Here is a 13,214-nt window from a genome sequence, read left to right on the forward strand (position 1 = left end):
ATAATTATTTGTGTGAATTACCCCTCCCTTACGGAAGGAGCTCCCTGACTCATAGGGGATACTTGCCCAGAGATTACCTTTATGTAAGGTATAATTCTGAGTAGAGGTCTCCCCTCCACAGGTACAACGGACTCTCCAAGCCCTGACTTTAATATATTTAGGGACGCATTGTAATCCCTATCAATATTCCAACCGCAGTTTGGACAGAAAAAGAGCCTATCATACAATTTTAAACTACTAACTACAAAACCGCAGTTGGAACACTTTTTAGAAGTATATGCAGGATTTACAAGTATTACTTCTCTACCAGCACCTTCCACCTTTTAGCAAATCGGAGATTTGCTAAATCGTAAAAATTTGCGTAGCAAATTTTTAGATGTAGAGAAGCAAATTTATGAATTTTTTCCAAGAACCATCAAGAATATGACGGTTTAAGGTCTTTTGACATTTTTTGTTTTCAACCATTGATTTTATATTTAAATCTTCTAAAACTATTTTATCATAGTTATTTACATAATACCTTGATAGTTTATGTAGAAAATCATTTTTCTGATTGTTTAATTTATCATAAACATTGATAAGTTTTAATTTGGTCTTTTTGTAGTTATTAGAACCCCTAACCTTTCGAGATAAGTTCTTTTGGACTTTCTTTATTTTATCTAAAGTTTTGTCAATAAATTTAGGATTTTCAAATTTGTTCCCGTCTGAATCGATGGCATAACCATCGATTCCTAAATCGATACCTATAACTTTATTAGTTTTAGGTAATGGTTTAGGTTCTTCTTCCACTTGAAAAAAGGCAAACCACTTACCAGTTGGTTCTTTTTTTATAATTATTCCTTTAATTACTCCTTTAATTTTTCTGTGTAGTGTTATAGGAATTTCTCCTATTTTGGATAGTTTAAGTCTTTTGGTTTTATAATCAACCTTGAAACCTGATTGATTGTATTCTATCGTTTTATAGTGATTTTTAGATGATTTAAATCTTAATCTACCTACTTTATGCCCATTCTGTTTTAGTTTTCCTAATGCTTTGAGACTACCCCAAAGTTTATTATTCACAAGTTGAAGGACTTTGGAATGGACTTTTTTAAGTTCAGGATTTTCCTTTTTATGCTCTGTGATTAGTTTTTGAGTGTCTCCCTTGTTTAATTTCGGATTTTTAGTTTTTTGTTCCAAAAGATAATTATAGAGGTATCTACAAATGTTTAGATGCTCTTCTATTGTTTCTTGGAGTCTCTTAGAGGGATATATCCTAAACTTATAAGTTCTCATCATGTGTAATCACAACATCAACATGTTTAAGAAAACTTAGTATATTATCATTTTTATATATTTCTCTTTGGTCTAACTAAATAATATTTACTCACATTTCCGAGCGAAGCGAAAGAAATATATATATATATATATATAAATAAATAAAAACTAAAAGTTATTACCATAATTCATCCTCCCGTAGCGAAGCGGAGGGCTACAAAATCCGAAGGATTTTGTTTAATCCCTTACGGAAGGGGACTTCTTATGGAATAAGTTAAATTATATCCTTTAAATCCTCCTATCAATCTTTTTACCTTAAAGCCCAATAATTTAAAAATAGTTGCCATTGCCTGACTTCTCATTCCTCCCCTTGCACAAAATACCACAATTGTTTTGTTGTTATCAATTTTTATGGCATTTTGGGTTATTCTTTTTATACTTTCCCCGATTATCTCAGAAGCTAAATTCATAGCTTTATCCCTGCCTTCTTGTTTATAGGTTTTTCCTATTGTTTCGTGCTCATCGTCTAAAAAAATAGGCACATTTATAGCATTTGGAATAGTTTTTTTAGCATATTCTCTCGGAGCTCTGGCATCAACAATAACAACATTTGATTTATCCATCTCTTCAAAATCCGATAATGTAATTACTTCGTCAAGGAGCTCCTTGCCAATAGAACCCAAATATTTTTTAATATCGATTGGTTCAAAATAAATTAATTCATCTTTATATTTTAAAGTTGTAGGGAACTCAATAGTTTTTGATTTATTCAATATAAATGAAGCCAATTCTCCACTTATTTTTCCAGCCAATATTTTATTTCCATCAGTTATTAATTTTTTTCCAGTTTTTAACTGTATTGCCAATATTACGGTATTTTTAAATGTCAGTAGTCTTGAAAGTATTTCTTCGTCCATATTATCATTATATTTTATTTTTATTATATTGTGTGTTCAAAAAGTTTTTGTTCTTTTAATGTCCTTATGATAGTTTATCAGTTGGACAAAAACATATATACAAATATCGAGAGCATGCTATTTGGAGTATAAAATATTCTTGAACATGCCATATATTTTTAATTTTTATTTATATTATGTTCAGTTATATTATGTTCAGTTAATTTTTCATTCACAAAATTATTTATTATTTCAACAGATTTTGATAAATCCGTATTATATACATCCAAATCGACGGTTATTTTTTTCAGTGGCCTCATGTAGGCGTCACCATATAATTTTTCCTCAATTAATTTAGCAGAGTTGTAATAGTCCTCCTTTTCCAGAAGTTCAATTATTTCGCCAACAAACTTAATTTTTTCTTCCCTCTTAAACAGTGTTTTAAGCGTCTTGAATTTTTCAAGCAATAATTTTTTCTCTTCTTCATTTTTTGGCAAATAATAACTCAAAAGTCGCTGAATTTGGCACTCATAGGGGCAGTTTATAACCATACAATAATCATAATTCTTTAAATTTGAAAATGGCTCTGGAATATCCAATTTAATATTGCCTCCTATTCTACTACCTTCAAACTCTAATATACAGTATCCTTTTTCCTTTGCCTTTTCAATTTGTTCATTTAATAATTTATCAAATGTCTTTTGGTCATTTTGTTTCAAATGATATAAATCTCCTAAAATACTACCTCTTGTGTTCCCGCATCCTTCTATATCTATTACAGGATGGTAATTTTTTAATTCCTCCAATATTTCGGTTTTTCCACAACCTGTTTTTCCAAATAATCCAAAAATTATCATAATAGCACCATAAAAATTCCTGAATATCTCACAAATGTAAATCGACAGATGCATTAGTAAAACGCATATCAAACAAATCATTCAATATAATATAACAATTAAAAAAATAATTCATATTTATTGAAAATATCCAAATACAGCACATATAGTAAGTTCAATAACTGTCCCTTATTTATCCTAACTATTAATGACCATATGTTAGAAAACACCGGATTTTTATAATATTTTTTATAATATAATATTATGTTATTAAAATGTTATTAAAAAAGTTAATTGATATTAATTTAAATATATAAATAGAAAATGCAAAATTGTAAAATCATATATAATGTTAAAAATAGTTAGATTACATATCCTCTTGCAATTCCAATATATTGATTGCAAATATTTTGCCTTGTTTGGCATAATCATCATGCGGATTTATTTCCAACGCCTTATTGAAACATCCTATTGCTTTATTATACTCCCCCAAATCATTGAATATATCTCCTTTGATATTCCAAATATTGCCTTTTTTTGAACTTGAAATAATATTTAATACCTCATCACAGCAATTTAGGGCATCTTCGTATCTTTCCAAATTTCTGAGTATTTGTAGTTTAATAAAATAAGTATTTTTGTTTTCTGGATTTATATTTAATACCTCATCACAGCAATTTAGGGCATCTTCGTATCTTTTCATCTTTCTAAGAACTCGTATTTTAAGATTTAATATTCCACTATTTTTTGGGTTTCTATTCAATAAAATATTATAACATTCCAGTGCTTCTTCATACCTCCCTAAATTTTCAAGCACAACTCCTTTTTCATCGAAAATCTGTTTAACTCGTGGATTAACTTCTGTTGCTTTGTTAAAACATAACAGTGCTTCTTCATATTTTTCCAATTTACTAAATAGAACTCCCGCATGTTTCCAAACTCGGGCATCTTTTGGATTTATTTCCAACGCCTTATTAAAATAAGTTATTGCTTCTTCATATTTTTCCCATTTTCTAAGTATTACTCCCTTATATATCCAAACTCGGGCATTATTTGGTGTTAATTCTAATGATTTATCGAGACATGTTATTGCTTCTTCATATTTATTTATTTTGCCATATAAAACTCCTTTGTGCATCCAAGCACTGCTATTTTTTGGGTTTAAATTTAGTGCCTTATCAAAACATTCTATTGCATTGGGGTATTTTTTCCATTTTCTAAATGCGATACCTTTATGCTTCCAGGCGTTGCTATTTTTTGGGTTAATGGATATTGCCGTATCTATCGCCCCTATTGCGTCCATATATCTTCTTTGCCCATATAATGTAATTCCTACCTTTATCCATTCTTTTTCCAAATTATCTCCTATTTATTCTTTTATTTTTTATTTTTATTCTTTTATTTCATTTTCAAATTCATCGCATGCCATGCACATATTTTTTAATTTTTGTTGTGCTACGCCCAACGGTAATAACCTCATACCACAATCTGGGTCGATAACTACAAAATTATTTAATTTATCGACCATATTTCCATTTATGCCGTTAAATTTAGAGTTATTTTTTAAAATCTCTACCCCTTCTCCAATAAGGGATTTAATATCATCAACCGATTCAACTGTTTTTAATTTTGTGTTAATACATCCAAATCCTATCTTTTTATTAATATCTTCCAAAACTTCAAGATTTTTCTTATTTGATGCAAATTCAAAATCCAACATATCTACATTAAAATTATGGAGCTCCGAGTATATCCCCGACACGCCACCGCAAACATGCATTGATATAGGTATGTTTAAATCCTCTGTAATTAAATTAATTGCCTTTTTTGCCATGTCCAAATCATACATTCCTGTGGATAATATGGGCTCATCAATTTGTATTGTAGATACCTCATTCTGAATATCTAAGGCTTCTTTTTTTAAGGCAACTGCCAAATCATAGATTAAATTTTCGTCTTTATTATCTGAATAATGATTATTATTTTCTATTCTTATGGAAGATGCTATTGTGCATGGTCCCGTCAACAATCCTTTAATACTTTTATTTTGAGTATTTGGCAGAGATTTCAATATTTTATTTGAGTATTTTATATCATTAAGAGTTATTGGTTTTGTGTGTTCTATTTTGCCTACAACTCTTTTTCCCTCAAATCCATATAAATTACTTACAAATATTTCAACCATATCTCCCCTAGTTTGCCCGTCGCTTAATATATCTATTCCAGCCTCTACCTGCCCATAAATTGACTGTTCTATGGCATATTTAAATTCGTCGAACATTCCTAATTTATCTTTTATTTTATCCATTATATTTTGCGGAGCTCCCTTAACTACGGGATAACTTCCAACTACTGTTTTAATCATAATTCCACCAGATTAACAATTTTATTATTTTTAATTAGTCCAAAATCCGTTATTTTTAAATTGGGAATTACTGAAAGAGATAAAAAAGACATAGATAAAAATAGGTTGTTATTTTCAATTATACTCCAATTTTTTGTCTTATTTTCTATGTCATTTATTTTTTTGTAAATATATTCTCCATCGGCCCCCATAATTCCCCCCATATTTAGTTTTACCTGCTCAATTATTTTCCCATCTTTTACGGCAACAAATCCTCCTCCCATATCCTTTAAATGATTAACGGCAATGGCTATATCTTTTAAATTATTTCCTATAACTATCACATTATGGCTATCGTGGGCATAAGACGAAGCTATTGTTCCAGTTTTTAAATATTTTATAAGTCCTTTTCCTATTTTATTGGTATTTCGATGTCTTTCTAAAACGAATATTCTATTTATTTCGTTATTCTTCAATTTTGTTTTAGCATCGTCTATATTTAACATTATTTCATTAGTTATAAGGGAGCTCCCTATTGGCTCAATTATTCTAACTTTTGAATTGGTTGATATGGGAGCTCCCCCCCCATCAATTCCGTCAATCAAAAAATCATTTTCTGTTTTGTAATTATAATTTATTGATTTATTTATTAAATTATCATTGTTATTTTTATTGTTTTTAATATTATTATTTTTATTATATTTATTTAATTCATTTAAAAATTTACCTTTAATAATTACGGAATTTATTTTAAATTCCTCCAAATCATCAAATATGATTAAATCAGCATAATTATCTGGTTTTATTTCCATATCAAGTCCAAAATAATTTGCTGGATTAATTGTAATCATTTGAATTGCTTCAATGGGGCTTACATATTTAACTGCTTTTTTAAGTGTATTTATTAAATATCCTTCTTTTAAGTCTTTTACAGAAATATCATCACTAACAAGCATTATATTTTTAAATAATTTATTGTATGTGCCTTTTCTTTTTAAAATATCAATTATTTTTAATAAATATATATTTTTTGAAGCTGTCCCCTCTCTAACCATTAATTTTAATCCCAATTGGAGCTTTTCCAGTGCTTCATCTTCTGTTGTGCATTCGTGGTCTGACATTATGCCCATATTAACATAATTAATTAAGTCCTCCCTTGTTAATTGAGGTGCATGTCCATCTATTAGTTTATTATATTTTTTAGCCATATTTATTTTATCAATAATATTTTTATCTTTGTTTATTACTCCAATATAATTCATTACCTCTCCCAATCCCAATATTCTGTAATTATTTTGTTTAAATAATTCCTCAATATCTTTTGAAGTTATTGGAGCTCCATTGGTTTCTAATTCTGTGGCCGGAACACAGGAAGGAACCATACAATAAACATCAAGTAATTTCGCATCATTTAGCATAAATTTAATACCATTGACTCCAACCACATTTGCTATTTCGTGTGGGTCTATTATTACCTTTGATACGCCATATTTTAAGGCATATTTTTCAAATTCTGATGGAGTAATATGAGATGATTCTATATGTATGTGGGCATCAATAAATGTGGGGCATACGAATTTTCCTTTTAAATCAATTATTTTTACTGGAGCTTCGCTTCGAGTATTGAATCGTTGTTTTCGTCTAATTTCCTGTGTGTTCTCGTTTTTATTATATATATTGTCATTATTATGGTTGTTGTAATCAATATAATCCACAAAAGCTATTTTATCCCCATTTATTCCAATACTTCCATTTACTATTGTTCCGTTCCTGACGCCCACAATGTTGGCATTTTTTAATATTATCATAATTACACCAGAAATCTAAAAATCCAAAAAAATAGAAAAGTATTTATATTATATTTTATGCGTGTATATGATTTATCAATATATGTCATTGTGTTTAATCTTCTTCACATTCGTTTATAAATACGCCGTTCAAATATTCTTTTAATTTTTCTTTTCCAACTGTGGAACGGAGCTCATAAATTTTTAATGGGGTAAATGCTTCGTAAATATCCTGTTCTTGTATTCCCATATCTCTTGCTCTGGCATTGCATATTTTTATTGCCACATCATTTAATGAGGCATCAATACTGTCCGCATAATGTAATAACCAACTCTCTATGCTGTCGGGTTTCATGGCCCCATATTCTCCATGATGTGATGCCACAATTTTTATTAATTCCATTGGCACATTTCTTTTATACATTTCTGCCACCATAAGGGTCAGATGCTCCAAATGAAACTCTGATATATGGTCATATTGGTTGTTATTATTGCCATTATTTTTATTATCTTTTATAATATAATTTTGAGGCTTCATTATGTCGTGCAATATCCCCCCCGCAATAATTAAATCCTTATTTAATTGTAAATTATAACTATTTTCAAGAGATTTTGCCATATTTAATGCCAAATCTGTAATTGCCATGGTGTGCTCAATTAATCCTCCTTCATATTTGTGATGCCACCTTATGCTTGCAGGAGATTGTTCAAATGGTATATTGGTATCCTCTACATCCTTATGCGATGGCAAAGGATTGTTTATAAAATCAATAACGATATTTTTTAAATCTTTATCTTCTATTTTTTCTACCAAATTAAATAAATCATCCATATTATATAATTTTCTTGTAGGTGATTGTTCCATAATAATACCTCATTTTTTGTTAATTTTTATATATGTTATTAAATATATAAATAATATACAAATGATAAAAAAATTGGTGATAATAGTATGTTGGAGCTCCATGAAAATCATTTAAAAAAAGTATTCAATTTATGTGGTGCAAACAGGGATTGTGAATATTATCCATGCCATTATGATAATCAAGTTTGTTTATGGTGTTATTGTCCATTTTATCCATGCAATGACGAAGAATTTGGAGAATTAATCACCAGAAAAGACGGAACTACCATATGGAGTTGTATGAATTGTGGGTGGGTGCATCGACCAGAAGTAGCATCAGAAATATTAAAAGAAATATTAAAAATTACAAATGATAAAAATATAGACGATGCCGTTAATATTATGGATAATCATGAATTGATGTTAAAAATAAGGGAAAAAGTTAAAAAGAAATATAAAAAGAATATTAAAGTAAATAAATAATAAAGGGATATTATGATTAGTTTTGATTATTTAACCATTGCATATATTATTAATTTTATTTTATTGTCCATAGCTACCTACACAGACATAAAAACAAGGGAAATTCCCCATATAATTACCATCATAATGTTAATTATTAATTTACCTTTGGGATTTTATTTATTTGGATTTGAGGCAATTTGGGCATTTTTATCAACTTTAATATTATGTTTAATATTGGGTATCGGAATGGGAGGGGGAGATATAAAATTATTTACAGTTTTAGCTCCGATTTTCCTATTTGCTGGAACAATATTGTATATTCCAAAGGCAATATTAATATTAATAGGAATTAGTGCGGGAATATCTGCATTTTATCCTATGCTAAATATATTGAAAAAATATTGGAAAGAAATAATTCCTTCTTCGGCATATTTGGCAATGGTGTTGGGCATTATTATCTATATAATTAGTTTTTACAATGTTCCATATGCAATATTGTTTGTTTGGGGATATATTATATTATCTGTATTCATATCTAGAAAAGTAAGCGGATATAAAGAATTTACAAAAAAGGCAGGATTTTTTGCACCATTGTATTTGATTGGGCTGTATTTGTTAGATTATAATTATTTTGTGAATAATCAGGTATTGTTGCAATTTTTGGTCTATGTTGGGGAATTAAGCCTTATATCAATAGTGATCTATGCCTTAACTGGTGCAGAAATATCCAGTAAAAAATTGGTAAAAGACTTAAAAGAGGGAGACATATTACGGGACATTATCACAATTGAAGGAAATTCTGTAACCGTAGAGGGGGCAAATATCTTAAAAAGATTTAAATTAATGGTAGATGCTGAAATGGGCAAAAATGAAACAGAAAATAAAAAAATATTGATGACAGATGGGGAAGGACTATATAAGGAGGACTTGGAGCTCCTACAAAAATTACATAAAGAAGGAAAAATACCTAATGAATTAAATTTAATTACAACATATCCATTTGTTCCATTTGTATTAGTTGGTTATGTGGTGGTTTTAGTGCTTCATTATTATTTTAATTTATTTTAGATATAAATTTTAAAAATAAGATGGAAATATGATTTTGCTAAAAGACGGGGTAGAATACATACAATACAATTATAAATATGAGAATGAATTGGAGAAAATGGTTTTTGAGCACCACAAAGAAATTTTTGGAGATAATACGCTATTATTTAATAAATCCAAAATAAAAACGGTGGCTAATGTTGGGACTATCCCCGATGCTTTTGTAGTGGATTTAAAAAACAAAAATTGGTATATTGTTGAAGTAGAATTAAAAGACCATGATATATATAGTCATGTAAATTCTCAAATTATGAGATTTTTAGATGCCATTGACAATCCAAATACTAAAAAAGAATTGTCCGATAAATTTTATAATGAAGTTAATAATGAACCATTTAAAGAGGCACTATTTAAAACAAACCATATCAAAGAAGTTTATAAACACATATCAGACATTATAGATACAAATCCATCAATTGTAATAATAATTGATGAAATAACCAATAAAGTTAAAACGGGGCTTAATGGATTATCAAAATACCACGATATAAAGACAATAGAATTTAAAACATTTAAAAGAAAAAACTCTAATTGCTTAGAGGAACATATTCATTTGTTTAATAAACTACATACTTACAATGAAGAACCACCGACCAACAACGGAAACGCCGATAAAAATAATAACAACAATACAGAGGGCAATAATAAATCAAATTACACAGAAGAACACCATTTAAATGGAAAACCCAATAATATTGTTGAATTATACAACGAATTAAAAAAACAGATTTTGAATATTGGAGACGACATAACTATAAAACCATTAAAACACTATATTGCCTGTAAAATATCAAATACTAATTTTGTATATATTGTGGTTAATAAGTCTAAATTAAATTTATCTTTATTAATTCCAAAAGGGAATTTAAATGATGATAAAAAAATAACTGCTGATGTAAGTAATACAGGACATTGGGGTAATGGTGATTATGGTATATCACTAAATAAAAACATGAATTTAGAATATATAATGTCATTAATAAAACAAAGTTATGAATATAATAAAAATAAAAAATTAAAAAAATAAAATGAGATACTTTTTAGAAGATATCGAAGAAAAAGAAGAGGAACTATATAAAAATGTAATCAATGCCTTAAAATTGTTTAAAAACAATTATGAAATTGATGATTTTAAAGTTCCTAAAAAAATTAGAGATATATTAATAAAACAAAACATTTTATTCCTAAATCCACAAAAAGGAACATTAAAACCACAGTCATTTTTGGTATGGAATGCTATTAAGAAAGTGGTTTAAAAAAGTTTAAGAATTAAAAGTATTTTAAAGATATTATTTAAAGAATTTTACAAATGCATATAAATTTGTAAATGGGTGTGGAGGGCAGCCGGGAATATATAAATCCACAGGCAATATTTTATCAACTCCGCCAACTACTTCCTCGTTTTCCCTAAATATTCCTCCCGATATTGCACATGTGCCAACTGCTATAACAAATTTTGGAGAAGGAGTCGCATCATATGTTTTCATGAGTGCGAGCTCCATATTTTTTGTGACTGGTCCTGTGATTACAAGACCATCTGCATGTCTCGGCGATGCCACAAATTTAATACCGAACCTAGATAAGTCATAAACTGGCGTATTCAAAACATTTATATCGGCATCGCAGGCATTGCATCCACCTGCACATACTTCTCTTAAATATACAGATTTTCCAAATAATTTTTTTATACTTTTTAAACTACTTGTATCCGGTTCTTTTAATGTATCTTTTATAATTAAATCTTCCCTTTTTAAGGCAAACATTCTGTAATCTCTTGTAAATATTATAAAATTCTGTTTTATAAACTGACATTTGCCACAGAATAGGCACTTTCCCAAGTCCAAAGTTCTATCATTAAGATTTACTGCACCTGTGGGGCATATAGATGCCACTTTTTGCACATCCTCATCTGCTGCATCCTGATTTAAGACTGGTCTTCCTCGGTATGCTTCGGGAAGCTGTATTTTATCACTGGGAAATTCAACTGTCCTATATCCCTGCGTTATCCGGTTGATAATTATGTTGTTCATATATACACCTCATTAAAGGTCAAAACCACAGTATGATAAGTTAAAACTTTTGTTGCACAGAGGGAAATCATATATTCCTTCATTTCTAACTACCAATTCAAGTGCTGTCCAGTTGTGGAATGATGGGTCTTTTATTTTATATCTAATTATGTTTCCATTCTCATCCGTGATTATACAATGGGAGAGCTCACCTCTCCAAGCTTCTTCCATGGTTATTATAAAGCTGTTAGGTTTTAATACTGTTTTTTCTATTTTTTCTAATTTATCGGCACTGTCATTGATTTGGAAATCTGCGACTTTAAGGAGCTCTATGCAAAATTCTATGGAGTCAAGGGTTTCGTAAAAGTATGTTTTTGCCCTGGAACTAACAGCTCCGTCTTTTCTAGCTACGAGCCCTATACCACGGTTGTAAATATTCTTAGCCTTTGAAAAGCTCTTCCTTACATCATATTTTATTCCCGATGCCCTACCTGCTGGACCTACAAGACCTATTAACTTGGCTGTTTTTGTATCTACTATACCCGTGTAGTCAAATCTTCCAAGAACTTCTGGATTATCTAGCATTAGATTGCCTACATCAATAACTTCTTTTTTAAGCTGTTCAAACCTTTTAATGAGCTCTTTTATGTGGTCATCGCTGAGTTTAAAAGGAGCTCCGAAAGGTCGCACTGAGCTCCTACCAAATCTATTTCCGCATATCAATACAAACATATTTAAAAAGTCCCCCCTGATCCTACCGTAATATGATGCCGTAGGTATATATCCCACATCTCCTGCAAGACCGCCCATCGTTCCGATATGGTTGGCTATCCTTTCTATTTCCAATAATAATCTTCTATAATTATATAGTGGCTCATTTGCTTCATAATTACAATTACTTAACCATTCAATAGCTTCCGAAAAACAGATACTATTGCCAATTACAGTATCTCCTGCTATGGATTCGATAATTAATGGCAATACTTCTTTTTTACAATTTAATATTTGTTTTTCGATGCCTCTATGTTGATATCCATGTTGGATTTCAAGACTTAAAATAGTTTCCCCGATACAGTTAAATCTAAAATGTCCGGGCTCAATAATTCCCGCATGAACTGGACCAACTGCAACTTGATGTATTTCTTCACCGCCCACCTCATAGAATGGATAATTTCCAGGAATAGGTGCTGTGTAATTATTACCAAATACATCGGGAGCTCCCTTATAATTTTTATGGTATCTTACAGATTTAAGCCATGGGTGATTTTTAGGAACAATTCCATATTGTTCTGCTATTTCCCTTTCAAACATTTGAAATTTAATATTATATTGTGAAAGTGATTCAAAGGAGGTTCCCACCATGGTGCTTAATACATATAATTCTGTATCATTTCTCAAAACTGAATATATTTTATATTTATTTTCATTGCTATTATTTTTATTAATATTATAAGAGGGAATTGCAAAATGCTGAACAACATATCCGGTTTCTGTAAATTTTAAAATTTTATCCTTGAATTCCTCAAATGGAATTATAGGTATATCTTCAACATTTACTGCCATTCCATTATCTATTTTTAATAATCCCATTTAATTCACCTTATATAAATTATATAATTATAATTTTATTTTAAGAATGCCTCACAGGGAGCTCCTTTTTAATATTAAT

The 13,214-nt window shown here is 29.4% G+C and carries 13 protein-coding genes and 1 pseudogene; 4 read left to right on the top strand and 10 right to left on the bottom strand.

The features are described from left to right. Positions 1-17: 17 nt before the first annotated feature. The 8 genes from MAEO_RS08020 to MAEO_RS04690 form a co-directional block, all read right to left on the bottom strand. Complete coding sequence (locus tag MAEO_RS08020; RefSeq protein ID WP_232202512.1) at positions 18-320, bottom strand: transposase; 303 nt, start codon at positions 318-320, stop codon at positions 18-20. Positions 321-372: 52 nt separating this feature from the next. Then, the gene (locus tag MAEO_RS04660) at positions 373-1,278 is read right to left on the bottom strand and encodes an RNA-guided endonuclease InsQ/TnpB family protein (protein ID WP_232202513.1); all 906 of its coding nucleotides are present in this window, start codon (positions 1,276-1,278) and stop codon (positions 373-375) included. Positions 1,279-1,502: 224 nt separating this feature from the next. Then, complete coding sequence (locus MAEO_RS04665) at positions 1,503-2,174, bottom strand: selenouridine synthase SelU-like subunit (RefSeq protein ID WP_011973640.1); 672 nt, start codon at positions 2,172-2,174, stop codon at positions 1,503-1,505. A 158-nt stretch (positions 2,175-2,332) separates the two neighbouring features. Further along, positions 2,333-3,010: a selenouridine synthase SelU-like subunit gene (locus MAEO_RS04670; RefSeq protein WP_011973641.1), complete on the bottom strand. Its 678-nt coding sequence runs from the start codon at positions 3,008-3,010 to the stop codon at positions 2,333-2,335. A gap of 346 nt (positions 3,011-3,356) precedes the next feature. Further along, positions 3,357-4,346: a tetratricopeptide repeat protein gene (locus tag MAEO_RS04675; protein WP_011973642.1), complete on the bottom strand. Its 990-nt coding sequence runs from the start codon at positions 4,344-4,346 to the stop codon at positions 3,357-3,359. A gap of 33 nt (positions 4,347-4,379) precedes the next feature. Further along, a complete protein-coding gene (locus MAEO_RS04680; protein ID WP_011973643.1) occupies positions 4,380-5,354 on the bottom strand; it encodes a methionine synthase in 975 nt (324 codons plus the stop codon). Continuing rightward, positions 5,351-7,141: an adenine deaminase gene (ade, locus tag MAEO_RS04685; RefSeq protein ID WP_011973644.1), complete on the bottom strand. Its 1,791-nt coding sequence runs from the start codon at positions 7,139-7,141 to the stop codon at positions 5,351-5,353. Before ade ends, MAEO_RS04680 begins: the two co-directional genes overlap by 4 nt. Before the next feature lie 94 nt (positions 7,142-7,235). Then, the gene (locus MAEO_RS04690; protein ID WP_011973645.1) at positions 7,236-7,985 is read right to left on the bottom strand and encodes an HDIG domain-containing metalloprotein; all 750 of its coding nucleotides are present in this window, start codon (positions 7,983-7,985) and stop codon (positions 7,236-7,238) included. 87 nt (positions 7,986-8,072) lie between these two features. Here MAEO_RS04690 and MAEO_RS04695 point away from each other — a divergent pair, with 87 nt between their 5' ends. From MAEO_RS04695 to MAEO_RS04710, 4 genes and pseudogenes are all read left to right on the top strand, one after another. After that, a complete protein-coding gene (locus tag MAEO_RS04695) occupies positions 8,073-8,447 on the top strand; it encodes a cysteine-rich small domain-containing protein (protein WP_011973646.1) in 375 nt (124 codons plus the stop codon). A 12-nt stretch (positions 8,448-8,459) separates the two neighbouring features. Continuing rightward, positions 8,460-9,497, top strand: coding sequence for an A24 family peptidase C-terminal domain-containing protein (locus MAEO_RS04700; RefSeq protein ID WP_011973647.1), 1,038 nt, complete (start codon positions 8,460-8,462; stop codon positions 9,495-9,497). 289 nt (positions 9,498-9,786) lie between these two features. Then, entirely contained in the window at positions 9,787-10,563 is a 777-nt protein-coding gene (locus MAEO_RS07755; protein WP_394296025.1) for a DUF5655 domain-containing protein, read from the top strand. After that, positions 10,562-10,792 (top strand): annotated as a pseudogene (locus MAEO_RS04710) (ATP-binding protein); the annotation flags it as partial. The gene MAEO_RS07755 and the pseudogene MAEO_RS04710, both read left to right, overlap by 2 nt. 33 nt (positions 10,793-10,825) lie before the next feature. Here MAEO_RS04710 and nuoB read toward each other — a convergent pair. Together nuoB and MAEO_RS04720 are read right to left on the bottom strand one after the other, a co-directional pair. Beyond that, the gene (nuoB, locus tag MAEO_RS04715; RefSeq protein ID WP_011973649.1) at positions 10,826-11,566 is read right to left on the bottom strand and encodes an NADH-quinone oxidoreductase subunit NuoB; all 741 of its coding nucleotides are present in this window, start codon (positions 11,564-11,566) and stop codon (positions 10,826-10,828) included. Positions 11,567-11,578: 12 nt separating this feature from the next. After that, positions 11,579-13,135 (bottom strand): hydrogenase large subunit, encoded by a 1,557-nt coding sequence (locus MAEO_RS04720; protein WP_011973650.1) that lies wholly within the window; start codon positions 13,133-13,135, stop codon positions 11,579-11,581. Between the last annotated feature and the right edge of the window lie 79 nt (positions 13,136-13,214).

It is taken from the genome of Methanococcus aeolicus Nankai-3 (assembly GCF_000017185.1).
Taxonomy (GTDB): domain Archaea; phylum AGJL01; class Methanococci; order Methanococcales; family Methanococcaceae; genus Methanofervidicoccus; species Methanofervidicoccus aeolicus.